The 26,202-nt window shown below is 36.1% G+C and carries 18 protein-coding genes and 2 pseudogenes; 8 read left to right on the top strand and 12 right to left on the bottom strand.

Translation table 11 applies throughout. The annotated features are described in order from the left end of the window. Positions 1-185 precede the first annotated feature (185 nt). Positions 186-404 (top strand): hypothetical protein, encoded by a 219-nt coding sequence (locus NYE56_RS18075; RefSeq protein WP_119123078.1) that lies wholly within the window; start codon positions 186-188, stop codon positions 402-404. 149 nt (positions 405-553) lie between these two features. On the opposite strand, the gene ggaB is transcribed toward NYE56_RS18075, so the two are convergent. The 5 genes and pseudogenes from ggaB to NYE56_RS21355 all read right to left on the bottom strand — a co-directional run bounded on the left by ggaB (position 554) and on the right by NYE56_RS21355 (position 6,082). Then, positions 554-3,256 carry a poly(glucosyl N-acetylgalactosamine 1-phosphate) glucosyltransferase gene (ggaB, locus tag NYE56_RS18080; protein WP_032722619.1) on the bottom strand — a complete coding sequence of 901 codons (2,703 nt, stop codon included), beginning with the start codon at positions 3,254-3,256 and terminating at the stop codon, positions 554-556. A 122-nt stretch (positions 3,257-3,378) separates the two neighbouring features. After that, complete coding sequence (locus NYE56_RS18085; RefSeq protein WP_268556311.1) at positions 3,379-4,719, bottom strand: glycosyltransferase family 2 protein; 1,341 nt, start codon at positions 4,717-4,719, stop codon at positions 3,379-3,381. Positions 4,720-4,761: 42 nt separating this feature from the next. Further along, positions 4,762-5,091 (bottom strand): annotated as a pseudogene (locus NYE56_RS18090) (CDP-glycerol glycerophosphotransferase family protein). Positions 5,092-5,278: 187 nt separating this feature from the next. Continuing rightward, on the bottom strand, positions 5,279-5,587 hold the full coding sequence (locus tag NYE56_RS21350) for a hypothetical protein (protein ID WP_419145278.1): 309 nt from the start codon (positions 5,585-5,587) through the stop codon (positions 5,279-5,281). A 393-nt stretch (positions 5,588-5,980) separates the two neighbouring features. Further along, positions 5,981-6,082, bottom strand: coding sequence for an adenylyltransferase/cytidyltransferase family protein (locus tag NYE56_RS21355; RefSeq protein WP_009968268.1), 102 nt, complete (start codon positions 6,080-6,082; stop codon positions 5,981-5,983). A gap of 506 nt (positions 6,083-6,588) precedes the next feature. Here NYE56_RS21355 and NYE56_RS18100 point away from each other — a divergent pair. After that, positions 6,589-7,220 (top strand): annotated as a pseudogene (locus NYE56_RS18100) (UTP--glucose-1-phosphate uridylyltransferase); the annotation flags it as partial. Positions 7,221-7,258: 38 nt separating this feature from the next. Here NYE56_RS18100 and tagH read toward each other — a convergent pair. The 5 genes from tagH to tagD form a co-directional block, all read right to left on the bottom strand. Next, the gene (gene tagH / locus NYE56_RS18105; protein ID WP_341284207.1) at positions 7,259-8,842 is read right to left on the bottom strand and encodes a teichoic acids export ABC transporter ATP-binding subunit TagH; all 1,584 of its coding nucleotides are present in this window, start codon (positions 8,840-8,842) and stop codon (positions 7,259-7,261) included. Between the two features lie 19 nt (positions 8,843-8,861). Continuing rightward, positions 8,862-9,689 (bottom strand): teichoic acids export ABC transporter permease subunit TagG, encoded by an 828-nt coding sequence (gene tagG / locus NYE56_RS18110; protein WP_003227928.1) that lies wholly within the window; start codon positions 9,687-9,689, stop codon positions 8,862-8,864. Positions 9,690-9,854: 165 nt separating this feature from the next. Continuing rightward, positions 9,855-12,095 (bottom strand): teichoic acid poly(glycerol phosphate) polymerase, encoded by a 2,241-nt coding sequence (gene tagF / locus NYE56_RS18115; RefSeq protein ID WP_341284405.1) that lies wholly within the window; start codon positions 12,093-12,095, stop codon positions 9,855-9,857. A gap of 11 nt (positions 12,096-12,106) precedes the next feature. Beyond that, complete coding sequence (tagE, locus tag NYE56_RS18120) at positions 12,107-14,128, bottom strand: poly(glycerol-phosphate) alpha-glucosyltransferase (protein ID WP_341284208.1); 2,022 nt, start codon at positions 14,126-14,128, stop codon at positions 12,107-12,109. A 160-nt stretch (positions 14,129-14,288) separates the two neighbouring features. Further along, complete coding sequence (gene tagD, locus NYE56_RS18125) at positions 14,289-14,678, bottom strand: glycerol-3-phosphate cytidylyltransferase (RefSeq protein ID WP_003227921.1); 390 nt, start codon at positions 14,676-14,678, stop codon at positions 14,289-14,291. Positions 14,679-15,077: 399 nt separating this feature from the next. On the opposite strand from tagD, the gene tagA reads away from it, so the two are divergent. From tagA to NYE56_RS18140, 3 genes are all read left to right on the top strand, one after another. Then, positions 15,078-15,848, top strand: a complete 771-nt coding sequence (tagA, locus tag NYE56_RS18130) for an N-acetylglucosaminyldiphosphoundecaprenol N-acetyl-beta-D- mannosaminyltransferase (RefSeq protein ID WP_032726979.1) — start codon at positions 15,078-15,080, stop codon at positions 15,846-15,848. Positions 15,849-15,881: 33 nt separating this feature from the next. Next, positions 15,882-17,027: a teichoic acid glycerol-phosphate primase gene (gene tagB / locus NYE56_RS18135; protein WP_341284209.1), complete on the top strand. Its 1,146-nt coding sequence runs from the start codon at positions 15,882-15,884 to the stop codon at positions 17,025-17,027. A 119-nt stretch (positions 17,028-17,146) separates the two neighbouring features. Beyond that, positions 17,147-18,469, top strand: a complete 1,323-nt coding sequence (locus NYE56_RS18140; protein WP_341284210.1) for a phage baseplate protein — start codon at positions 17,147-17,149, stop codon at positions 18,467-18,469. Positions 18,470-18,528: 59 nt separating this feature from the next. Here the strand turns inward: NYE56_RS18140 and lytD are convergent, their stop codons facing one another. Both lytD and manA read right to left on the bottom strand, forming a co-directional pair. After that, positions 18,529-21,171: a beta-N-acetylglucosaminidase LytD gene (lytD, locus tag NYE56_RS18145; RefSeq protein WP_341284211.1), complete on the bottom strand. Its 2,643-nt coding sequence runs from the start codon at positions 21,169-21,171 to the stop codon at positions 18,529-18,531. A gap of 130 nt (positions 21,172-21,301) precedes the next feature. Then, entirely contained in the window at positions 21,302-22,252 is a 951-nt protein-coding gene (gene manA / locus NYE56_RS18150) for a mannose-6-phosphate isomerase, class I (protein WP_341284212.1), read from the bottom strand. 265 nt (positions 22,253-22,517) lie between these two features. On the opposite strand from manA, the gene NYE56_RS18155 reads away from it, so the two are divergent. The 3 genes from NYE56_RS18155 to NYE56_RS18165 are packed head-to-tail and all read left to right on the top strand — an operon-like array spanning position 22,518 to position 26,202. Then, positions 22,518-23,969 (top strand): spore germination protein, encoded by a 1,452-nt coding sequence (locus NYE56_RS18155; RefSeq protein ID WP_268555891.1) that lies wholly within the window; start codon positions 22,518-22,520, stop codon positions 23,967-23,969. A gap of 5 nt (positions 23,970-23,974) precedes the next feature. Continuing rightward, positions 23,975-25,081 carry a spore germination protein gene (locus NYE56_RS18160; RefSeq protein WP_268555892.1) on the top strand — a complete coding sequence of 369 codons (1,107 nt, stop codon included), beginning with the start codon at positions 23,975-23,977 and terminating at the stop codon, positions 25,079-25,081. After that, entirely contained in the window at positions 25,078-26,202 is a 1,125-nt protein-coding gene (locus tag NYE56_RS18165) for a Ger(x)C family spore germination protein (RefSeq protein ID WP_268555893.1), read from the top strand. Before NYE56_RS18160 ends, NYE56_RS18165 begins: the two co-directional genes overlap by 4 nt.

Raw genomic sequence — 26,202 nt, forward strand, 5'->3', positions numbered from 1 at the left:
AAATAAACTAAATGAAAACATAAATACAAACATGCAGATTAAATAGTAAATATATTGTATTCAATGCAAGCTAAGTAAACACCACTTGCTAAAAGAACAATGACTAAACAATCAGCATTACAAAATAATTAAATAAATTTGAAGCAATTACAACAGAAGGCAGTGAACTGATCGGAAAGTTCATTTTGGCTACCATATTAATCCCTTTAACTACGCTGTTGGATTTATCAAGAATTGTCGGGCTAATAGAAAACCACGGAATCAAACCAGCCAGCATTCAAACGATAAAAGGCACTTCTCCGATACCTGTTATGACCAGCTTACTGTTGCGCATCCCAAATACAAACCAGTACGCCATCATTAGAATAAGGGGATTTAAAACCTGCCATAATACACCAAAATAATTGATTTTTTGGATCTTTCGGTTAAAGAAATTTAAAAGTACCAGTGAATATTGTAACAAATGTTGAGTTTTTTTCACTTTTAAAAAGTAAAGAGAAGTCTCGCAGAACTTCTCCCAACATTTGAAGTGTCAATATAAAACAAACCAACCTCATTTAGCAACTTTATTATTATCTAATTCCAAAATAGCATTATAAATACGATTCCTATTATTTTTATCAGTATATGCAAAAAAGTTATCTACTCTTTTTCTATACTTATCTTCCATACGACTATTGTTTTTCATATAATAGATAACTTTATCCACTAAGCTATTATGATTTTCTAATACATCACCAAACCCCATTTTTTTATAATCATAATAATCAAGTTTAAAATGGTATGACTTTTCGTATTGATAATAAATAACAGGTTTTTTCTCATATGCAAAATCAAACGCAACAGATGAAAAATCAGTAATCATTATATTAGAAGAATTAAATAGCATTTGATAGCTGCTGTTATAGTCGGCAAACTCCACATAATCATGCTTTTCAAAGTCTACAATCTGTTGCTGAATATCTGGGTGAGGAAAAAAAGTTATTTTATAATTATTTTTCTTAGCAAATTCGATTAGCCGTTCATCATTAATCAAAGCATTATACCTAGAAAAATATTCACTATCTTTAAATTTCGGGTTGTACGGTCTTACTCCTTTTGCCTGATCTTTCGGTAATACAATATCTTTTCTCCAAGTCGGCATTATTAGAAGTTGCTTTTCTCCCTCACTCTTCTTAAGATTATCGTATCTCGGAAATCCACCCAACAAAATATTCTCTTTTTTATAGTTGTAATTCCCTTTCACAATAGACCGATATTCAGGTTTGGCAGAAGTGACTAATAATTTGATATTCTTGTTGTATTTGTTTAACCATTCAGAATGATCTGCCATTGTTATTCCGTGCTGTAAAAAGATAAACTCAAAGTTAAATAAATCTCTAAAATAAATCTCCATATTAAAAAATGGATTTACAACCCATATATCTGCATGTGTCGATATTACTTTGGAAGAGGATAAGGTTAAAATTTTATGTCTAAAAGATCTGTATGGTATAACCTTTCCATATTTTTTGATTCTGTCGTAATCCTTGCTATCTTTTTTTATTATAAAGTATTTTTTTACCCCATCATTCTTGTTGATTGCATATTTAAAGAGGTGCTCGGCATTATCATCAGCTTTGTCTTGTCTGTCTATGAATAACCATACTGGTTTTCTATTAAAAATAGTGAAAACATGGTGTACCATTCTTGCCATCAGTGCCTTCTTAATCGCTGATTTTCGTTTTTTTGATTTTTCCCCTGATTTATGTAGGGATTTTAAGAAACGAAACTCTTTTATAAATCTATTTTTAAAATTGTTTTTTTTGAACATTAATTTTTTATAATTATAATAAAAAATATAATCTTTTTTAGCTACATAAGTATTATATAAATCGTTTGACAAACCTGAATACTTGAAAAAACGAAGTTTTGTCAACTTCCTTTTTTTACCCTTAGTTATAAAAAATTCAATATGATGATTATCTGCTAGATGACCTTTGGGAATATCTATTGAAAAACCGGGATATTTTTTTATTACTTCTCCTAAACTTATATAATCATTATGCTGTCTTTTTATATTCTTTGCTTTTATTTTTGTTTCGCCAATTTTAGCATAAAACTTAAAACCTTTAGAATTAAACAGCGAGCTCCAAAAGCCTTCTATGTGAATGGAATCCTCATTTTCTTCTAAAATTTCAATAGTTAAAGTTTGATCCGATAATTTCGAAACAATTTTACCTTCTCTGTATAAATAATAATCCTGTTCAGTTTCTCTTTCATATACATACCTACTATAATTTTCACCGTGCTTTATTTTTAAAGCATGATATAAATAGAAATGGCTGACACTTTTTGTTTCAATGATGACATCGTCGTCAATATACGACAATACTTCTCGAATCAATGTTAAAAATTCACTGTATTCATTTTCGTCTAAAGGTGTTTCACTGATATCCTTAATCAATAATTTCCACTTCAAATCATGCATAACCATATATTGAAGAAATAAAGGTATTTTCTGTTCATGATTTTTTATAATATCGATTAAATTCTTTGAGAAAGTGATAAGTGAATGGTTAAACCAATTCTTATTTGCTTTAGCAGTCTGCATGGCAGATGATCCATCTTCTCTAACTCTATAATGGTATTTTGCCTCTTTAACCAGACCATACTTTTTCTTTTGCGATATGATTAAATTAACTAGTTTGGCATCTTCACCTATTTTACAATTTTCATCAAACCTGATATTTTTCAAGGCATCTTTTTTTATAAATGTAGAACAACAATGAGTTAATATATGATGCGGTTCTTTTTCTACATCCAAAATTCTTGTAGAAGAAAACTTATTATTTAGATTATGTTCTCCAGTTCTTCCTTCTGCAAAAAAAATAGGGATTGCTACAATATCAATTTCATTCTTATGTTCGTCAAAGAAGTTTAAAACATTTTCGAATGTTCCTTCTGAAACTAAATCATCCGGATCCAAAAATTGAATATATCTTCCTTCAGCATACTTTAAACCATAATTTCGAGCACTGCTCACTCCGCCATTCTGTTTCTTTGCATAGACAATGTTATTGGGATATTTCTGAGCATATTCTTTACAAATGATTTCACTTTTATCGGGGCTATCATCATTTACCAGTATTAACTGAATATTCTCAAAACCAACAGTTTGGTTAATGATACTTTCTATAGCTTCAGTGAGATACAACTCAACATTATAAATCGGCATTATAACACTGAAATCATAGTTAAAACTTTTTTCGTTCATAAAAGATTACTCCTAACATAATGTTATATGAATAAGAATTCGGGTAAATAAAAGTAAGAAACAAGAGAGTACTAATTTTTGAAAAACAATTTTAATTTAGTAAAATGTATGAAAAGCATTCCTTACCTTTTTTTAAAAACCCTTGTAAGCAAACTTTTAAAAATGTTCACATGGTTAAGTTCTAAAGAATCATTTGGTGTTTTTAGTACAAAGTCAAATGCAAAGGCCCAAATCGGTATTTTGACAACAAAACCAGCATATCTAAAATCTCTTAATGTATATCCCCATACTTCAATTGTTTTTTTCAGTTCTTTTCGTTTGCATTTTTTTAATCTTTTAAAATATTTTATATATATTCTGTCATTTTCTTTCATCTCATAATACTGGTTAATAAAGTGCCCTGTTAATTCAAGTCTAAGCCCTTTTATTTTTGCCGAAGTAACAGTACATGAACTATGCAGTACTCTTTCTTTTTTTATATTTTCAAGAGCTTCTGTATTTTCTTTTAATAAGTGAAACATAAATTCTTTATAGTACATCGGCATATCTTGTTCTTTTATAAATTGCGGGTCAATAAATTTTAAAACTTTAATAAAATCATCAACAAAAACTCTTTGTTCTTGTTGATCTAAAACAGACTTATAAACATCTCTATAGTTCGGATATAAAAACAGTTTTATATGATATACAATTAAAAATTGCAAATAAGGTAAAACTATATCATATTTGTTGAATGAATCCATCAACAAAGTCATGTAACATTCATTCAACAAATATGTGTACCTTTTTTTGTTAAACCATGAACGATCAACTAAAGAATCCTGTTCTTTCCGTTTTCTATAAAAATACTTTCCTTCTGCAACTGCTCCGTATCTTTTTTCTTTCAGTAATAACTGGTTAAAAAAGATAGCGTCTTCCCAAAACTTTATAGATTCATCAAACTGGACGGTACGATTTAGTGTATGTCTTCTGTAAAAAGTGCCGCCAATATAAAAATGAATAGCTTTATAATCGTTGAGAATATTTATAACTCTTGTTCCTTTTTCAAATCTATTATTTAATTTATGTCCCCCTTCTTTTTCACCTGTGTAATAAACAGGTAATACCGCAATATTTACATGTTCGGAATCACAAAAAAAATCATAAACACTTTGCAGCGCATTTTGAGAGAATGCATCGTCAGAATCAAGAAAACCAATAAATTTAGATCTTTCGCTTACATTTGATAATCCACAATTTCTTGCAGCAGAAGGTCCAGAGTTTTCAATTTTCATGATTTTAATATTATTAGGATATAGATTTTTAAAGGATTCACAAATTTGAGGACTGCTGTCAACACTACCATCATCTATTAATATCAGTTCTATATTTTCCTTAAATCCAATTGACTGGTTAAGGACACTCTCTATTGAACATCTTAAATAATTTTCAGAATTATATATTGGTATAATTATAGAAAACATGTGTTTGTACCTCTTTATTTAGAAGTTAAAGGATCGTTTCAATTACTCTTTTAGAAGCCTTGCCTCTTCTAAATTACAAAATTTATTATAAAAATCCTCATAGTTATGATCTATATAAGGATTATGTAACAACTCTTTTACCGTATCTATAAGTTCTTCACTTGTTTGAAGCAAGTTTCCTGGCGTTTTTTGCTGAAAATTAAAGTAAAAACCTCTGATAGAGTCTCTATAAGCCGGGAGATCATACACAAAAAATACAAGGGTTTTTTAAAAATTCATATTATCAAAAAAGACAGAAGAATAATCCATAATCAATAAATCACTAATTAAATATAAATCTCGAATATCTTTATTTAAAGAAACATCGTTCACAAAATATTTATATTTCCCTAATTAAATTGTTCTGAAACTGGATAATACCATTCTTACCAATAATAACCACAGAGTCTCCAAGGTTCTCTCTTCATTTCCTCTAATCAAATTAAAGTTAAATTTATACTGGCCAGCTTTCTTAAAATTCATTATCCCGCAAAGTTGGTGCATATAAAATTATTTTTCTTTAATTCCTTATTTGATAATGTAGAATGTCATTTCTCGGATAACCAGTTTTCAAAATTTCCTTTTTGAAATACACGTATGAAAGTTTAGTCGAGTAAGCATTAGTGAAATTAAATAACCCCATTTTTTGGCTTCCTGCAGAAATTCTGTTTATACTTTTCAGTTGTGGTTCCGAGCATGTGCACTTCGCCATATCATTATCTAGTTTTTTACAGAGTGCCGTTCCACGTTTGCACATACAATGTGTTTTAGGGTTTTGGATTCCATAAAGGCAGCAGCTGTTTTCAATCCTATATTTAGCTGCAGCCATGTACCAAATCCACTTAAGAGAAAACCTTTTTATAGCAGATATTCGTAAATTGGTAGGGGATTGTAGCTAAACTGTTTCCAGAATAGCTTTCAAATAAAATTAATTTATTGTTTCTCGACAGAAGGACAAAAATTTCAAACAAAACTGAATAAACTCTAACTAGTAAACTTCTGCAATTGGTTATAATAAAAATTTCATCAGTGAACTCCTTAAAGAGTGAAGATTAATATTTACGCAAACAAGAAAAAAAGAAGCAACTGAATTTACTTCAAGCCTCTTTTAGTTAGTACTTCTATAAACTAGCCATATCTTTTCTGATTTGGGTAGTTGAAATGCCTGCTGTTCTTGTAAGGTAAATGGCCTCATAGTATCCCTTTGTAGACAATCGTACGATTAAGTAATCCCAGGTTCTTTTGCTCTTTCCAGTAGCTTCATATGTCCGTAGTGAAATAAATCAAACATTCCGTACGTATCACTTTCTTCATTAGATAACATCACCTTCCAACCGTTTCCAACTGAGCGTGCCAGAAAAAACAAAAATCCTTAACTGATTGTTTATCATTTCGACATATTTTTTACGTTCCATTAATAATAAACAATAATAGCATATGTTCCTATAAAAGTTAAGGCTCTTTAAAAATGTAAATCCTCATCACTTTTTGACAATATCGTTGCATTGATGTGTATTTTTTACAGATCTGATATCTTATCTATACTCATTACAACAAGTTTTCTATTCCGGAAGAGTCAATTCTTTTTGTCGCGTTTTTAAGTGTAATGATTTTCTTTCTGCTGCGTCATTTATTTTGTACGCCCTCCTCATATTAATTCATCGTCAAAACGTGAAGGAATTGTAATACGTAGTTCCTAAAAATTTTCGTGGTAAAATTTAGTGAAGTCTTTATCAGGCTAAGGGACTTTATCTAAACTACGAATTACACATGTTTTTTTATAGATATATAGATGAAAAGGAGGGTTGATATGATATAAACGAAAATCAATTAGATAAAGGAAAAACTGAACACTTCTGAAAAAAGTGATAAGTTTCTTTCACTATATCCGCCAAAAAGAACCTAAAGGTCTCGGACATGCTGTCTGGTGCGCGCGCAACTTTATCGGCGATGAGCCGTTTGCGGTACTGCTTGGAGATGATATTGTTCAGGCTGAAACACCAGGGTTGCGCCAATTAATGGATGAATATGAAAAAACACTTTCTTCTATTATCGGTGTTCAGCAGGTGCCTGAAGAAGAAACACACCGCTACGGCATTATTGACCCGCTGACAAGTGAAGGCCGCCGTTATCAGGTGAAAAACTTCGTTGAAAAACCGCCTAAAGGCACAGCACCTTCTAATCTTGCCATCTTAGGCCGTTACGTATTCACGCCTGAGATCTTCATGTATTTAGAAGAACAGCAGGTTGGCGCCGGCGGAGAAATTCAGCTCACAGACGCCATTCAAAAACTGAATGAAATTCAAAGAGTGTTTGCTTACGATTTTGAAGGCAAGCGTTATGATGTTGGTGAAAAGCTCGGCTTTATCACAACAACTCTAGAATTTGCGATGCAGGATAAAGAGCTTCGCGATCAGCTCGTTCCATTTATGGAAAACTTATTAAACAAAGAAGAAATCTAAACAAAAAGGCTATTGGACAGTCATCCAATAGCCTTTTTTTATTTCAACATCAAAGTCAGTGTATGCTCTTCATTATCAACTGCAAAAGCCTGATCAGCTGTATTCACAAGAAAACGCTTCTTGCTGCTGTCATACAATACATCGCTATCACTCAAGGATAGTGACGCCGGGTAGATAGGAGAAATGTTATGAAAAATAAGCTCTGATGCTTTATCATTCTCCAGCACATAGCTGATTTTTTCATGATCAAAATCCAGCTTCTTTCTGCCGTCAGCTGTATCTCCCTCAGTGTATTCATTCAATTTCGATTGGATGGTGCTACTTCTGTCTCCTAAGAATTTCAGGAAGTGTTCATAGGAAGATGCTGCAGTTTGTGGGATATAAGGCGTAAAGTCAGCAGCCCGCAATTCAGCATGTTTCACGTTTGTTGCAACAGCCCTCTTCTTCACAAAATAAGATTGTCCGTTAAACTGTATTTTCGCTGCTTGTTTGCCTTTTGCAGCTACCGTCACCTCTGTACCGAATGGCAGTGTAACGTCAGCCTTCTGTTTCAAACCCTGATCCTTATAAGCAGCCGCTTTTTCATTTGCTATAAACCCTTGCTTATTGACTGCGGTTAAGCGTTCCTCCGACTTGCCCTTTGCATCGCCATGATGGTTCTTCACTTCATTTTGCGGAATAGCGCCAAACGAAGCAATTGTACGAAGCGGGGCATTAAAGAACATCGTTCCCGCCATGAAGACAGTCAGAATAGACAAAATAGCAATTTGAACAGCATTAGCCAGTGATTTTGGCTTTTTCTTTTTTTTGCGGAGACGGTCAAGCGCTTCAGGATCTTCTTTCTTCCGCTCTTCCGTTTGCTCCTTTTTATATGTCTCTTTTTCTTTTTTCGATAGCTTATTAAACCAGTCAATAAACGCTTTGTACTCTTTCACAACCGTTTTTGTTTCATCAAACATACGAAGCTCGCCATAGTGCATCCAAGCAACGCGGTCACACATCTTTTCAATCTGGCCGATGGAGTGGCTGACAAAGAAAATCGTTTTTCCTTGCTTTTTAAACTCATTTATTCTGTCTACACACTTCTGATAAAACGTTTGGTCCCCTACAGAAAGCGCTTCGTCAATAATTAAAATGTCAGGGTCAATATGCACGGAAATCGCAAAACCGAGACGAGATTTCATCCCGCTGGAATAGTTTTTAACCGGCTGATTAATAAAATCGCCAATCTCGGCAAATTCAACGATGCTGTCATACATATCATCAATTTCTTTATTGGTTAACCCCATCATCAAACACTTGAGCCGGACATTGTCCCGGCCCGTTAATTGGTTATTTAAACCGGCAGCAATCGCAATCAGCGACGGCTGGCCGTTCATTTCAATTTCACCGCTGGTCGGCGGAATAATTTTAGCCAGCAGGTTAGACATGGTCGATTTTCCTGACCCGTTTATTCCTACAAAGCCGATTGTCTCCCCTTCATACACGTCAAAGGAGACATTCCGCACAGCAAAAAAACCATTATCCTTAGCCGGAAAAAACAATCCTTTAATCTTGTCCGATTGTTTTTTATACAAATGATACTGCTTTGAAACATTTCGAAACGAAACTTTTAGTTTCATCGTACAATCTCCTTACGTATTAAAGAAAGTCAACAAACTTGTCTCTGAATTTCATATGCAGGATGGAACCTACTAACAATAAAAGGAATGTGAACAACCAAAAGTACAGCGTGTACTTCATGTCATGGAAAAACCATGCTCCATCTAAGAAGCTGTTCCGGAATCCTTCAATAATATAGAATAGTGGATTCAACTTCAGAACAGGCACTAATTCGGGGTGGCTTTGACCGAGTTTCGCATTAACATCCCAAAAAATTGGCAACAAGAAAAACAAAAGTCTTGTTACGGCCTGCAGCAAAAATTGATAATCTCTAATCAGCACACTGATCGTTGAGTTAAACAAACTAAACGAAAACATAAAAGCAATCATACAGATGAAGTAATAAATATATTGTAACCAATGCACACTCGGGAACACACCATTAACTAGGAGTACAATGATATAAATCACCATCATGATCATATAACTAAATAAGTTAGATGCAATGGCCACGGACGGTAGAGAACTAATCGGGAAGTTCATTTTAGCCACCATATTAATGCGCTTAAATACACTATTTGATCCATCAAGTATAGTTGGACTGATGAAAAACCATGGGATTAATCCTGCCAGCATCCAAATAATAAAAGGCACTTCGCCCGCTCCGGTTGTCACAGGACCGCCCTTTCTAATCCCCATACCAAATACGAACCAGTAGGCCAGCATTTGGATAAGCGGATTTAAGAACTGCCATAAGACACCTAAATAATTCATTTGATATTTAGACTTGGTTTCATAAGCCGCCAATCTTAAAATTAAAGGAAATGACGTTATTTGCTCTCTGAGTATACGCAACAAATCATTCATTTTTTATCTTCCTTAGACTTAATTGTTTTTGGGAATCTTTCTGTTTAAAAATTTGAAAGCACCGCTGATTATTGTAACAGATCCTGCATTTTTTTTCACTTCTCAACAAGTATCTAAAAAGCTGCCGAAATATCGACAGCTATACATTTTATAAAATAACCTAAATTATTCAGCTTTAAATACAGTATTAACAACCTTTTCAGATGAACGTCCTGACTCTAAATAGCAAAACTTATCATAGAAAGGACCAAAAGAAACCGGAAGCTTATAATCAGGCGATGAGATCTGCTTGATAGCCTCAATCGTTTCTTCAGTAGTTTTTACCAAAGGACCAGGAGCTTCTTTTTCAAAATCAAAGTAGAAACCACGCAACTTATCCCGGTAAGTTTCGATGTCAGGGACAAAGAATAGCATTGGCCGTTTTAAATTTGCAAAATCAAAGAATACTGAAGAATAATCAGTAATCAGCAAATCAGAAACCATATACAATTCTCGAATATCCTCATAAGCAGAAAAATCATATGCAAATCCTTCAAAAGGACCTAAATCAAAATTCTCAGCTACCAGATAATGCATTCTTAAGATTACGATATATTCATTTCCAAGCTCTTGTCTAAGTTGATGCAAATCTAAATCGAGATCGAACTTATAACGCCCTTTTGCATAGAACTGATCATCTCTCCATGTAGGGGCATATAAAATAACCTTTTTATCACGAGGAATATTTAACCTACTCTTTATCAATGATATTGTTTCCTCATTATTATCATTATGAAGAAAATCATTTCTAGGATATCCAGATTCAATCATTGTCTTGTTAAACTGGAACGCCCGTGTAAAGATCTCAGTTGAATAACCATTTGGGGAAATCAAGTAATCCCAATTAGAAGCTTCCTTGATAAAATTCCTTTTATATTTTTTGGTGTTTGTACCAGGCATATGGACTTCTTCCATATCCATTGCAAGTCTTTTTAAAGGCGTGCCATGCCATGTTTGTAAATATGTTGTATGACTAGGTTTCGGAATCCATAATGGAAGCCGGCTGTTAACAACCCAATACTCAGCTCTTGCCATAGCGAAGAGCCATTTTAATGAGAGGCGATTAATGTAAGGAATCCCCTTTTCATCAAAAGGCGCTGAATATTGTTTATTTACACTCCAATACATTTTATACTCAGGATGGTTTTCCCGCATATATTCGTAAATCGCTCTCGGATTACAACTGTATTGTTTCCCGTTAAAACTTTCAAAAATGACTGTTTTCCTTTTAACTGGCATTCTGCTAGCCATCACGAATAGAGATTTGTATGTTTTAGTGATTAACTTGTTTCTCATTTTTGTGATCTTTTTTAATTTTGATACTAATCTCTTCTTCTTTCCTTTAATAAAGTATTTAATCCTTGTTTTCAGGCTATAGTCGTTTACTCTGATACCTAGAGTCTGCTTTTTCTTTTTCTTAAAGACTTCATAACGAACTGGTGCGTTGTTTGTTTTAATAATACTTACTAATCCTTTTAATTTGTTTTTTCGATCTCCTAAAACAAGAGCAGTGCTGTTGAACTGAATATCCGTTCCTTCATCGTCATTGCATATATACTCCATAAAAAGACGATAAACATAACGTTTTTCATTTGAGAAAGGAATTTCTTTCAAAGGCACTTTAACTTCAAAATCATACAGTTCCGGAACAAAACCATCTGCTCTCATGTTTTCAAGGCCATGTGTTTTTCTATCTAGTTTGATTGGAAATTTTTCCTCAATAGGTGTTTCTCCACCCTTTTTTAAAATAAGGTTCAAGTTTTTTATCCGATATTGATTTTCGGAACTCAGGTACCCCGCATAACCTGTTATGCTTATTTCTTCAGAGCTAATCTCGATTTGATCAAATCTGATGATTTTGGCCTCTCTTTTCAACTTAATAGAAAAGTTGCCTTTATCAGTTGTATAAGGTAAAATCAAAAGTTCTGTGGTTTGATCGACATGAAAGGCGCGCTCAATTGAATTTACTTCAGCAGAAAGACGCTTCAAGAGTGGTTCCTGCTCCGCACCTTCATATTTTTTTCGAAATTCGACATAAAAATCATATGTTTGTCCCATTTCAACAGGCATAGGCAAAACATGAGCATTTATCTCAGTTTTATACTCTAATGAGCCAGTGTTTTGAAGCGGAAATTCAGATTCCGTTCCTGAACGTCTCTCTTTCAGCTTTAAAAATAACTGGTAATCCTCTAAAAATTGGTGTTCTGAATCAATTGAGATTAACAATTCAAGACTTCCTAAATTGTTTTTCAAGCTTTTCAAAATACATTTAATCACAGTGTTTTCAATCATTACTTTTTTCTGCTCCTCTGTATAAAAGCTCTTTCCTTTTTGCTTCCTTTTATTAGTGTCAACTACTAAGGACATTACCCAAAATATTAACTCTCTTTTATTTCCGTGACCCTCCAAGAGAAATTGCCTTTAACTGTTGTATAGGGCTCTACTCTATAGCCATTATTAGTATCTATACTGTTTCCTGACAATTTTGTTTCTTCACTCGAAAGTCTTCGCATTGTTTTAATATGGCCATTTGCATTGAAAACAATATAAAAATCAATAACTTGGGTTTTATTAGCAGCTATCTTTTCAATATTTACATCTTTTTCGAGATCAATTACAAACAGTTGATCATTTTGTAAGTTTGTTGAAATAATTTCAGCCTTATTCTTTCTGTCCAAGCCCACTAAACTTATTTTTTTAATATCATTATGATCAAAATTCTCAATGTCAATTTCTATTTTAGTTTTATCAAAATCCTCAGTATAGGAACTAATAGAAGGATCTTTTTTTCCAACCTTTTTAGAGAACTTCTCTCTTTCTATTCGCACCTCAATCATCTGATTAAGAGCAAAAGCCCAATTTTCAATATAGTTGGGTCTTGAATATTTTTCAGCCATTTTAAAAGCTTGTTCTGAAAATTTTTGATGAGTACTTTCATCTTTCATCAAAGAGATAATAGCTTGACCCAATTTCTCTATATTATACTGTTCAATGACATATCCATTTGCTTCGTCAGTAACTAAGCTCCTTGCTCCGTAATCATAATCGTATGTTACAACTGGACATCCATTGCTCAGTGCCTCCATATTTGATAGACCGAACCCTTCAAAATGAGAGGTTGAAATGGTTAGCCAAGCTTTTTGAAACTCTGAGTCAGGGTTATCCGTATAACCTTTCAAAAAGACATTGTTCTGCAGTTTGGTATCTTCAATTTCTTTTTTTATTTTTTCGAAATCTTCACCCGATCCGAATATATCAAGTTTTGCTTCAGGAATTTCTTTCACGACTAAACTAAATGCTTTTACTGCATGTATCAGATTTTTCATAGATGCAAGTCTTGAAATAATGACAGCTTTGTATTTTTCACTCGGCACATTCAATACAGCGGGATCAAGAGGCTTATCAATTGTATGCGGAGTAAAGAAAAACGTCTCTTGTTCCCCTGAAATCAATTTAAAATCTTCTAGCTGCTCCTCAGTTATAAAAAAGACAGCATCCAAATTATACATCTGACTAAATACTTCTTTATAGCGACCCTTAATTTGATATTTATTGCTGCCGTAATGCTTGTTATGAATAATTGCTCCATAATAGGAAGAAGGTGATTTTTTCACTTTAAAGACATGTTTGTCTTGCGGTCTGCTGTCCACTAAAAACAACTTAGGTTTATCATTTTGTTTTTGCAGATATTCTATCCAATATTGACGCAGTTCCGATTCATCTTTTACTTTTATCTCATCCTCAAGGGAGTACCAAATAATATGAGATAATTGAACATCTTTTTCTTCATTGTTCCATACATAGAGTTTGTCTAAATATACTTGATTTTGGTCATTAATATATTCCTGCAGATACATCTTGTTTAGCTGCACATCATAATGAGTAACGAGAACTAAGTTTCCGTTCTTCGTATATTCCTCTCTCTTTATGAGCTGGTTTTTATCATTCCAATAGTCGACGTACCGGATAGTTTCTCCATCTCCGTAGTAAACTACAGACATTTCATTGTTCTTCTTACCAAACAATCTTGACACAGTTTTTGCAAATTTCCCCATTCCAACTTGCTTTTTTATCTGGTCAAGGCCTATCCTTTCTTCGTATGATCTTTTCCCATTTGTTCTAACACTTAAAAAATCATCGAATAGATTAATAACACTTGTGAATTTTTTATCAATCTTACCGTTGCTGTACAATTCATCAATTTTTGAAGACAACTCTAAATCAAAACGAAACGTTAAGAAAAAGGTGTATTGGTTACACTCTTCTCCAAATAATTTTGAACGCAATAATAATGATTTCGTCAGACCGCCATAATTACTTGGCAGTCCACCAGAGATAAAATAATAATCCATGTCAGGAATTTGTTTTATATTAGATTCACTCACCGCATGTAAAGACAATTTTTTACTCCCTTTCGGCATCTAGAATATATGATCATTGAAATTTATATCTACCCGGATACTTTAGTCACAAAAATCAATGTAAGCATCAAAAAGTACTTCTTATTTCAATAAGAAGTACTTTAATTAGATATTGAACCAATGATATCAGGATCCTAAATTATAAACCAGCAATTTCCTCTTTGATCTTTGTTGTAGAGATGCCTTCTGTTCTTGGGAGGTAAACAACCTCACACTGATCTTTGAGAAAGTCAAATTTACCTTCCCAGTCATCCCCCATAACAAAAACATCAATATTATGATCAATAATATCTTGCTTTTTTTGCTCCCAATTCTTTTCAGGAATTACTTCGTCCACATATCGAATGGTTTCTAAAATTAATTTACGGTGCTCATAGCTGTGATAAGCTTTTTTTTGCTTTTGTAAATTGAATTCATCCGTTGAAATAGCAACAACTAAATAATCACCAAGCTGCTTTGCACGCTCAAGCAATTTAATGTGACCCCAATGCAGTAAATCAAAAGTTCCATATGTGATAACTTTTTTCATTTAAAGAAACGCTCCTTCCTAATGTTAAACACTATTAAAAACACTACTGACGTTAGCGATTAAATTCTAAAAACCTGTTTGTATTCCTTATATCGACATATTTCTCGTATGTCTTCACTGATCATTAATTATAGCATACCGCCTAAAAAAGGTTAAGTACTCATGAGGAGAAAAACATTCCAAAATATGTAATTTCACTCAGACTCCATTGGCACCAAGGTCTGTTGTTCATTCGTTCATTCAATTGTAAAATTGGAAACATATTTAAATTTAATGTAAAGATAATGTTAATCCTTTGTTGAAGATTTATGTTAAAATATAAGGTAGCTTGATTTTGCTTTTAGAAACTCTCGGTTTTTAACTATATAAATAGAATCTTAAAGGAAGGAGGAGCCAGACATGCAAACAGAGACTATTCACAATATTCCTTATGTTAACAGTAACTTAACATCATTTATCGATTACCTAGAGAAACATTATATTGATCAAAAGATTGGTGCTGTCATTTCCACAGTCAACCCTGAAATTGCATTTGCAGCTATTAAAGATCGGGACTACTTTGATGTACTATCTTCTTCAAACTTCATTTTGCCTGATGGGATCGGTGTAGTCATGATGTCACGTTTGACTAACAACAGGCTTCAGTCCCGAATCGCAGGCTACGATGTTTTTAAAGAACTTCTTGGCGTTGCTAACAAGAAGAAAAAACGCATATTTCTGTACGGTGCGAAGAAAGATGTTATAAAAGGTGTTGTATCCAAAATTTCTTCTGAATACCCAAACATTAAAATCGCAGGTTATTCAGACGGTTATGTTCAAGATCGCACCCTAGTGGCAAAACAAATTGCAAGAGCAAATCCTGACATGGTATTCGTAGCTTTAGGGTATCCTCATCAAGAGAAGTTCATTCATAACTACAGACACTTGTTCCCTAAAGCCATATCTATAGGTCTAGGAGGAAGCTTTGATGTATTTAGCGGTAATGTCAAACGGGCCCCTTCCTGGATGATACGTTTAAATTTAGAATGGTTCTACCGTTTAATCTTGAATCCATGGCGATGGAAAAGAATGCTTAGCATCCCAAAATATGCTTTAACGGTTTTAAAAGAAGAAAAAAACAAAAAAACTTTCTATCCAAAGCCTGAAAAAGATCATACAAAACAGATTTAAAAACGAAAACTTTCAAATAAATGGATGATAAAAATGAAAATAAGATCACTACTGGCGAATTGCTATTTGTATTTTTTATCAGCAATCGCCTTTTTTCTGCAATGGGTGAAACCTGAAAGCAAAGTGACCCTCCTGATCTCATTCGAAGCAAATGCAAAAGCGATTCTGGAGGAATATGAACAAGGACAATACTCTTACAAACTTAACATCCTGTATACCCAACAGGCCTCTTCTATTGCCGAGAGCTTCCCGAATGTAGATGCATATTTAATACAAGAAAAAAACCCTATCCATCTCATTAAAGCTGTATACCTAATGTTTAACAGTAAAGTGATCATAACAGATAATTACTTTCTATTAACAAGTGTGTTAAATAAGCGGAAGCAAACGAAATGTATCCAAGTATGGCACGCAAATGGCTCACTCAAAAAATTTGGTTTGGAAGACATTACAAACATGCAACGGACGAAAACTGATATTAAAAGGTTCCAAAAAGTATACAGTTCGTATGATTATTTAACTGTTGGCTCAGAAGAGATGGCAAATATCTTCAAGAAATCATTTGGAATAAAGGATAACCAATTATTAAAAATAGGTGTACCTTTAACAGACCCTTATTACCGAGAAAACAAGAAAAAAATTTCAGATACTCTAAACATACAAAGAAAAAAAATAATCCTCTATGCACCGACATTTAGAGATTATAATATGCAATCAATTCAATTGCCTTTTACAGAAGAACAATTAATTCATCAGTTAAAAGAAGAATATGTTTTATTTGTTAAGCTGCATCCCGCCATTCAGAACAATATTGATATTAAATATTCCAGTGATTATATTAAAGATGTTTCTAACTATGCCTTGTTTGATCTACTCATGGCTGCAGACATATTAATCACTGACTATTCTTCTGTTCCCTTTGAATTTTCGATTTTAAATAAACCCATTCTTTTTTATACTTATGATTTAAAACTTTATCAACAGAAGCGGGGATTGGTTGATAATTATCTTTCCATAATACCTGGAAGAGCCTGCTATGACAGTGAATCATTAATAAATGAAATTCAAACCCCATTTAATTATTTCAAAATAAAAGTTTTTTCCGATAGATGGAATAAGTATTCTGAGGGGAATTCAAGCCAAAATTTATTAAATTTCATCGAAAATTTAATAAGCTAAATGATGACACTTGTTCAAAACAGAACAAGTGTTCTTTTTTCTCTTGACTACCGAACGTATGTTTGCTTTAATGTAATTAGTTGCTTATGGCAGCAAATAATAATAGAGGTGGTAAATTTATGAGAAAAAAAGAACTGTTTGATTTCACCAACATCACGCCTAAATTATTTACTGAACTACGTGTAGCAGACAAAACCGTACTTCAATCATTCAATTTCGATGAGAAAAACCACCAAATTTATACAACCCAAGTCGCAAGTGGATTAGGAAAAGACAACACCCAAAGCTATCGCATAACTCGTTTATCTCTTGAAGGTTTACAATTAGACAACATGCTGTTGAAACATGGAGGTCATGGTACAAATATAGGAATTGAAAACCGTAATGGCACCATTTATATTTGGTCACTATACGATAAACCAAACGAAACAGATAAAAGTGAATTAGTTTGTTTCCCATATAAAGCAGGCGCGACTTTAGATGAAAATTCTAAAGAACTTCAGCGATTCTCGAATATGCCTTTCGATCATAGGGTTACACCTGCTCTTGATATGAAGAATAGACAGTTGGCAATTAGACAATACGATACAAAAAATAATAAACAGTGGGTGACAATCTTTAACCTGGACGATGCAATAGCAAATAAAAACAATCCTCTTTATACTATTAACATTCCTGACGAACTTCATTATTTACAAGGTTTCTTTTTAGATGACGGTTATTTATATTGGTATACAGGAGATACAAACAGCAAAAGCTATCCGAATCTCATAACTGTATTTGATTCCGATAATAAAATAGTGCTGCAAAAAGAAATTACTGTTGGCAAAGACTTGTCCACTAGATATGAGAATAACTTCCGTGAACCGGAAGGGATCTGTATGTACACCAATCCTGAAACTGGGGCAAAATCATTAATGGTGGGAATTACAAGTGGAAAAGAAGGAAATCGTATAAGCAGAATTTATGCATACCATTCTTATGAAAACTTCATGAATCATGTACCTATGCTTCGATCCCCTTTATTAAAAACCGTGGGGCACCAAGATACACCTCCAGAAAGATTTCAACCATTTATGCAAACCTTCATTTTAGAGTATAATGCTCAAAACAAAAAATGGATGGTTCCGACTTCAGGTTATTTACCATCTTACACATCAAATTTAGTCCGAAATATTACTATCAATGCAGATGGAAACTTGCAAGTCACATTAAATGAACGCTATATTAGTTTACTGCATCAATCGATAGAAGGAGATTTCCGCTTAAAACAAAAGGATATCCGAATGGGATCCTGGTATTTTGCCGGCGGAGAAAAATCAAATGTGCTTGAAATAGGTTTTATGAAAGGGAGTACAAAAATCAAACCTGATGATACAGCCATCTCAAATGCTTCAAGAATGAGTATTTTTATGATTGTTGCGGACAAGATTGAGGTGTGATAAACAAATAGGCTGTAGCTATTTAATAGCTACAGCCTATTTGCAACTTTCTAAGTTTTTTATTGATATTCCGGAACATCAAAGTAAAGTGTATAGCCGTCCAGCAATGAATACAGGCTGTACATGCGGTTTACTTGTTTGTACGCCCAGCCGATGTCTGTTGCGTATTGATGTGTCGCTGTAGCTGACCATCTCATTTTGTACAGTGTGTCCTGATTGTAAGCTGTGTTGTGGATATACGATGAGCCTATGAATTTAGCTCCGCCGATAATGGCCGCTTCTGGTGTGAACCAGCCCTGTTCGTACGCATATTTGGCTCCGTAGTAATTCGGATTGCTGTCGTATGCTCCAATTCCATACATGTTGTATACGGTTTTTCCGTTATAGGTTAATCCATTGGCTAAAGCGGATGTCCCGTTTCCTGTTTCCAGAAGAGCGTGTGAGATTAAATACAGTTCGTTGATGCTATATTGATTGGCGGCATCGATAAATGCCTTTGCTCTCCCTGTCAGGATGCCTTTACCCGCAAGCACTTTCTGATTGACCTCAGTAACGCTGAGGCCCGCTGTCTGTGACAGCTTGAGAAATTGGAAGTAGTATTTGCTGTCTCTGGAAAAGTTATTCGGATCCACGTATTGAACTACTTCATCACTGCTTGCGTTTCGCCAGCCCAAATTGATCTTAGCCCAGCCGTTTATCTGTCCGATGATTTTCACTTTATCGCCTTTTTTAAATTGGCCGATCACGTTTGTCGGGCTGACTTCCGGCGTTGACCGGATATTTAGTACATCAGCCGTAACGGTTGATGTTGCTGTATTAATGTACGTGAGCGATACGTAAGCCGCTCCGTCTGTTTGCGGACTTACTGTCATTTGTTTTTGGACCATATCACGAAGCGAGAGATTGTAATTTGTTTTCATGATTTGCGGGCCGTTTTTGATCTTCACGATAGATGATGTCCATCCGTATAATTGTTTTAGCTTCGTTGATGCCACAGCAGCTGTATCATTGCCTGTGAACTGTTCGTTTACGCTGATTTTATAAAGCGTATTGCTTTTCGTTGTGTAGCTCGGAGTTAAACCTTTTGATTTAAGATAGGTTAACCCATTGTTCAATGCAGTTTTGCTGCTGAGCTGTGTTGTCACGATTTTGTATTGTGTATATGCAGTCTGGCCTATTTTTGATGTTGTGACTGCTATTTTATTTTGTTTGAAAAATGTTAAAACGCGGTCAATCTCTTCTTGGCTGATGATAGCTTCAGTTGTGATTTGGTAGCTGCTCGCAGCTGTCTGACCGGTTTTCTGGCTTGCTGCTGATATATGATTTGATTTGAAAAACGTGAGTGCCTGATTGACTTTCGTTTGATCAAGCAGAAATTCGGTTGTGATTTTAAACGTGTCAGCTATTTGTTTTTTGACGGATTTCGCAGAAGCACTCAGCTGATTTTGCTTTAATATGTTCAAACCCTTTGTGACTTTTGCTTGATCTGATGTTTCTTCTGAGATGAGCTGATATTGATTTTCTGCTGTTGATCCAGCTGCTGTTTTTGCAGCTTTTACTTTTTTCTGAGCAAAGAAGGCTGCTGCTTTGTTTGCTTGCTGCTCGCCTAAAATCTTTGCCGTCGTGATTTGATAAGCTGCAGACGTTGTCGTTTTTTTGACGTTGGATGACGTGTAATGCCATTTTTTCTTTTTAAAGAAAGTGTCTATTTTTTGGAGCTGCTGTTTTGTTATACCCTTCATATTCACGGTATATGATGTGCTTTTTCCAACCTGTTGATAACTGCCGGATACGCCGGTGTTTTTCTTGATTTGGCTGATGGCGTTCTTTACTGTATTCAGCCCTTTGAAATAAGCTGATTGGACATTGTATGACTCAACGGTTGTTTTTTGATTGATGGACTTGTAGCTGCCTGTGATGCCAGTGCTCTGTTTCAGCTGCTGCAATAGAGTCTTGGCATTCGCTTCACCTGAAATGGCGGCAGTTGTGAACGTATAATAGGCTTGTCCTTTCACCGTTTCCTTTAATGATGCATGCAGCCCCGATTCCTTTTGGAAGGCGTTTTTGATCTGCGCTGCTCTGCTGTCTCCCACGATTGTGCCAGACTGAATGGTTGTGACAGACACCGTGTGTGTGATGGGCTGATACGAGCTTTTAATCCCCGTTTGCTTGGCCAGGCTCTGGATAAGCGCCTTGACTTTTGTCTCATCAGCAATGTCTGATGTCATGACATTCATATAGGGCTGAGCTGCTCCGTAAGCTTTTACAGCGCCAGCCACTCCCGTCTCCTGTTTCAGCTTTGCTAGGATAGTGTTGGCCTGTTTTTCTCCGGAGATGGCACCTGACGAGATGGTGACATATGGCTGTTTGCTTCCAACAGGACTTGACGTTCCTGTAATCGATGTCTGTTTGGCGAGTCCGCTCAGTATTGCTTTCGCTTCTGATTCGCTATGAATGCCTGAGGCGGAAATTTGGTAGGTCGTTGTTGTGCCTGAAGCCTGATAGGATGCATCCCAGCCAGTATCTTTTTCCAGTTTGGCGACAGCTTGTGAGGCTTGGCTTTCTGTACTGAACGTATTCGACGGCTCTACTTTATATAGTGAGTAGTCGGTATACGCGGCTGCATGGGCAGAACCAGATATGGCAAAAAAGGCAAGGGACGCGGCGGATAGAAGCATAGGTGCGATTAGTCTCTTTTTCATTCCTTCTCCTCTTTCTTATTCTATGAGTATATAAAACTAGTTTATTTATCGGCACGCGCATGCTTCATTTATAGGTGAATCACTTCCATTTTCTAATAAAAAAAAACTTAATCTCGAAGTGAGATTAAGTTTAAATATGAGACACGATAAGGGTACAAGTTCCTTTTATCGTAAAATCGGGCATTTGAGCCGGCATAATAAAGTGATCGCCTTTTTTGAGCGGACATGTTTCGCTCTCATACATCAGCAAACCGCTTCCTTCTATCACGCTGCAAATCAGAAAGGATTCATCCTGAGCCATTTCAGCTTCGCCATTGATGTCCCATTTATACACCGAAAAATATTCCCCTTGGACAAATGTTTTAATGGTTATTCCTTTTCTTGATTCGGTCGATTCATCAATATACCCGTCCACATGGGGAACGGTGGCCGCATTGACCGCTTTGGCAAAATGAAGCTCTCTCGGACTTCCGTTGCTATCAACCCGGTCATAATCGTACACCCGGTATGTGGCATCTGAATTTTGCTGAGTCTCTAAAACAAGGGCCCCCTTGCACAATGCATGCAGCGTTCCGCTCGGCACATAATAAAAATCACCCGGTTTAATTTTGATTCTTCGCAGCAGGCCCTCCCAGTCACCGCTGTTGATCATTGTGACAAGTTCGGTTTTTGAGCGGGCCGTATGCCCGTAAATGATTTCTGCGTTTTCCTTACAGTCGATAATGTACCAGCATTCCGTCTTGCCGAGTTCTCCCTCTTCGTTTTCTCCGGCATAGTAATCATCAGGGTGAACTTTAATTGACGTATCTTCCCTCACATCCAGCAGCTTTGTCAGAAGCGGAAACCGATCCCCCTCTACGCCGCCGAATACTTCACGGTGCTCTTCCCAAAGCTCGATTAATGTCTTTCCTTTATACGGGCCATTTGCAACAGTGCTCGGTCCTTTTGGGTGAGCGGAAATGGCCCAGCATTCCCCCGTTGTTTCTGAAGGAATACTGTATCCAAATCTATCTCGTAAAGCGGTTCCGCCCCAGATTTTTTCTTTAAACACAGGCGTTAGAAAAATCGGTGATTGCGTCATGATCCGTACCCCTCCCCTGTAAATAACTGATCATCATTTTCCCGGTGCGCCCCTCTTACAAACGCCCGTATAAGCTGTCTTTTTTCCGATGACAACATATGTACAAAGCATCATCTTTTCACTACCCCTTCAAAGAAAACGCTTCCTTTCTATTATATCACGTTGAAAAGAAGCTTTGTTTCAGCCTATTCCTCGATAAGAATAATTCTCCTTTTTTGATACAAATTAATAAAAACCGTCAATCTGTTTATGAAGGAGAGAAACTATGCAAATCGACTCTGATCTCCAGAACAATATAGAAACATTGAAAAAAAAGTTGGGGCAAAATGACGATATCATATTTTATACGTTTTCTTTCGGAGACAGCAGACAGAAGGCGTGCCTGCTGTATATTGACGGTTTGACAGAGAACAAGCTTCTGGCGCAATACGTCATTTCTCCATTACAAAAAGAAGCGCCAGCCAAAAAAGAAGGCCTGATTGAAGATTTATCCGCTTTTTTTTTCGGCTATCGCCACAGTGTTGTTTCCTCGATAAACGAAATTCAGCAGCTCGTTTTTTTGGGCCAAGCGATTTTGCTCGCAGACGGTTACGACGGAGGGTTGGCATTTGATACAAAAACGATAATGACTCGCAACCTTGAAGAGCCTACATCTGAAGTCTTGGAACGCGGGCCAAAGGTTGGTTTTATTGAAAAGCTGCGGACAAACACGGCGCTTTTGCGGGAGCGATCTAGTGACCCTAATCTCGTCATTAAAGAAATGACCATCGGCAAAAGGACGAAAAAAAAGGTAGCTGTCGCTTATATTCAGGATATTGCTCCTGATTATGTCGTAAAAGAAGTGTTTAATCGGCTAAAATCCATCATAACAGATGATGTGCCAGAATCAGGCTCACTTGAACAGCTCATTGAGGATGAACCTTTTTCGGTCTTTCCCACAATATTAAGCACAGAACGTCCTGATCGTGTAGAAAGCTCGTTGTTAGAAGGACGGGTTTCGATTTTAGTAGATGGTACACCATTTGCATTGATTGTACCGGCAACGGTTGATGAATTTATTCATTCACCGGATGATTACAACCAACGCTGGTTTCCAATGTCTCTTATTCGTTTGATTCGCTATACGAGCATTCTGATTACTATTTATTTGCCTGGCTTATATATTTCTCTCGTTACCTTCCATACCGGGCTTTTGCCGACGAGAATGGCCATTTCGATTGCGGGCAGCAGGCTGAATGTACCTTTCCCGCCTTTTGTTGAAGCCTTTAATATGATATTCACGATAGAACTGATCAGGGAAGCCGGGTTAAGGCTCCCAAAGCCGATCGGACAGACGATTGGCTTTGTCGGAGGGGTTGTTATCGGACAAGTAGCCGTACAAGGCCAAATCGTCAGCGCACTAATGGTCATTGTTGTATCCATTACCGCATTGGCATCCTTTACCGTTCCATCATACGCTTATAACTTCCCGCTGCGGATTATTCGTATCGCGGCAATGATAAGTGCATCAGTGTTGGGCATGTATGGCGTCATCATGGTCTTTCTGCTAGTAATTGGCCATTTAATGCGTTTGAAAAGCTTTGGCCAGGATTACATTATTCCGATAATGGCACAGCCCGGACAAGACTTGAAAGACACAATTATTCGCGTTCCCACCCTATTTTTAAAAAGAAGACCTACCCGCAAAGGCACAAAAGATAAAATCAGACAAAGGTGATGGCTATGAGGCAATCAGAGGACAAGCTTACATTCATGCAGACGCTTATTATGGTAAGCAGTACAATGATCGGTTCTGGTGTCTTAACCCTTCCCCGCTCAGCCGCTGAAACCGACAGTCCGATTGGATGGATCATGATCCTGCTGCAGGGCGTTATTTTTATTATTTTTGCTCTGCTTTTTTTGCCTTTTCTTCAACGAAACAGCGGGAAAACGATTTTTGAGCTCAACAGCATTGCAGCCGGAAAATTAATTGGTTTCTTATTGAATTTATTTATTACCCTTTATTTTATCGGTATCGTATGCTATCAGACGCGGGTTTTGGGCGAGGTTGTCGGATTCTTTCTTTTAAAAAACACACCGATGGCGGTTGTTGTGATCATTTTTCTGGCGGTTGCCATTTATCATGTTGCTGGGGGCGTGTACCCCATTGCGAAGGTATATGCGTATATCTTTCCTATTACCATTATTATTTTTCTCATGCTTTTGATGTTTAGCTTTCGTTTGTTTCAGTTAGATTTTATCCGGCCCGTTTTTGAGGGCGGCTTTCAAAGTTTTTTTTCTTTATTTCCTAAAACTCTTTTATATTTTTCCGGATTTGAAGTCATATTTTATCTCGTTCCCTTTATGAAGGATCCAAAGCAGGTAAAAAAAGCTGTCGCTTTTGGCATTGCTACTTCGGCTGTTTTCTATAGCATTACATTGTTTATGGTCATCGGGTGTATGAGTGTGGCTGAGGCAAAAACAGTGACGTGGCCGACCATTTCACTCATTCACGCATTAGAAATTCCAGGGATTTTTATTGAACGATTTGACCTGTTTTTACAGTTAACGTGGACAACGCAGCAATTTGCATGTATGCTCGGCTCCTTTAAAGGGGCGCATATCGGATTAACAGATATCTTTCACCTGAAAAATAAAAACAATCCATGGCTGCTTACTGCATTGCTGGCTGTTACATTTTTTCTATCAATGTTTCCTGAAGATCTTAATGCCGTGTTTTATTACGGTACACTTCTCGGTTATGTATTTCTAGGTGTGATTACAATACCATTTTTCATCTGGTTTTTAAGCTGGATACAGAAAAAACTGGGGAGGGGTCAGCTGCAATGAAGACAATGCTGAAACTTTTTGCAATGTTTCTGATGCTGCAGATGCTCTGCGGATGCTGGGATGTCAAAGATATTGAAAAACTGTCTTTTGCCAGAGGGCTTGCGATCGATGAAACGGATGACCATCAGTATAAATTAACGTATCAAAACCTTCTTCCCCAAAGTGAAGACAGCCAAGCAGCCGGAAAACCCGAATTTGTCAATGTGACGTCCTACGGAAAAACCGTCTTAGAAGCAGTCAGTGATGTATCCATCAAGGACCCTCCTATCTATAGCGATCATTTAAAAGTCATTCTTTTGGGAGAAAAGCTAATGAGGAATCAAAACATTGATCAGGTCTTCAACCATTTCATCCGGGATGATGAGCTGCGGCGCAGCAGCTATTTGATGGCTGCCAGAGGGAAAGCCGGAGATGTTTTTACGAAAGGAAGTCTGAAGCAGCAGCAGCCGATGCCTTCCGAAAAGCTGATTGAACTCACCAATAACAGCGGGTATAACGGAAAGATTATGATGCCGCTTCGGATCGGCAGGGCCTCTATCTATTGCCAAAATAGCTACAGTTTTCTCATCCAAGCCGTGAAAAACCAAAAGGGAAAAGCGAAGTATGACGGGGCAGGCATTATCAAAAGCGGCAGCAATAAACTTATCGGATTTCTTTCAGCTGATGAAATTCAGACTTTGACATGGGTTATGGGGACGATACGAGGTGGTGTTATGCCGACGACAGATAAAGGGCATCCGATTACGTTTGAGATTAAAAAGTCAAAATCTAAAATTAAGCCGGCCATTGAAAATGGAAAGCCTGTCTTTCAGGTGTCTGTCAACACAAGGGGGATCCTGACAGAAGACCAAAACCCGAACGAAAATTCCTTTCATAAAAGCTATTTGCACAGGCTTGAGAACATTTTTGAGAAAAAGCTTGAACGCGATGTAAAGCAGGTAATGGATAAACTGCAGCATGAGTATAAAACCGATCCAATCTTTTTATCTGACTACATTCGGATTCGCTACCCTGAATATTGGAATAACGTAAAAGGACATTGGGATGACATATTTTCTGAGGCAGATTTTAAATATGATATTTCGTTCAAAATCATTAACTTCGGCACAGTCGGGAAGTAA

This window comes from Bacillus sp. FSL R5-0603 (assembly GCF_038050295.1).
In the GTDB taxonomy this organism is placed as follows: domain Bacteria; phylum Bacillota; class Bacilli; order Bacillales; family Bacillaceae; genus Bacillus; species Bacillus subtilis.

Coding starts and splice junctions, on each gene's coding strand:
- ggaB (WP_032722619.1), bottom strand. CDS start 3,256: ATGAACGAAAAAAGTTTTAACTATGATTTCAGTGTTATAATGCCGATT.
- NYE56_RS18085 (WP_268556311.1), bottom strand. CDS start 4,719: ATGTTTTCTATAATTATACCAATATATAATTCTGAAAATTATTTAAGA.
- NYE56_RS21350 (WP_419145278.1), bottom strand. CDS start 5,587: ATGGCTGCAGCTAAATATAGGATTGAAAACAGCTGCTGCCTTTATGGA.
- NYE56_RS21355 (WP_009968268.1), bottom strand. CDS start 6,082: ATGTTATCTAATGAAGAAAGTGATACGTACGGAATGTTTGATTTATTT.
- tagH (WP_341284207.1), bottom strand. CDS start 8,842: ATGAAACTAAAAGTTTCGTTTCGAAATGTTTCAAAGCAGTATCATTTG.
- tagG (WP_003227928.1), bottom strand. CDS start 9,689: ATGAATGATTTGTTGCGTATACTCAGAGAGCAAATAACGTCATTTCCT.
- tagF (WP_341284405.1), bottom strand. CDS start 12,095: ATGTCCTTAGTAGTTGACACTAATAAAAGGAAGCAAAAAGGAAAGAGC.
- tagD (WP_003227921.1), bottom strand. CDS start 14,678: ATGAAAAAAGTTATCACATATGGAACTTTTGATTTACTGCATTGGGGT.
- tagA (WP_032726979.1), top strand. CDS start 15,078: ATGCAAACAGAGACTATTCACAATATTCCTTATGTTAACAGTAACTTA.
- tagB (WP_341284209.1), top strand. CDS start 15,882: ATGAAAATAAGATCACTACTGGCGAATTGCTATTTGTATTTTTTATCA.
- NYE56_RS18140 (WP_341284210.1), top strand. CDS start 17,147: ATGAGAAAAAAAGAACTGTTTGATTTCACCAACATCACGCCTAAATTA.
- lytD (WP_341284211.1), bottom strand. CDS start 21,171: ATGAAAAAGAGACTAATCGCACCTATGCTTCTATCCGCCGCGTCCCTT.
- manA (WP_341284212.1), bottom strand. CDS start 22,252: ATGACGCAATCACCGATTTTTCTAACGCCTGTGTTTAAAGAAAAAATC.
- NYE56_RS18155 (WP_268555891.1), top strand. CDS start 22,518: ATGCAAATCGACTCTGATCTCCAGAACAATATAGAAACATTGAAAAAA.
- NYE56_RS18160 (WP_268555892.1), top strand. CDS start 23,975: ATGAGGCAATCAGAGGACAAGCTTACATTCATGCAGACGCTTATTATG.
- NYE56_RS18165 (WP_268555893.1), top strand. CDS start 25,078: ATGAAGACAATGCTGAAACTTTTTGCAATGTTTCTGATGCTGCAGATG.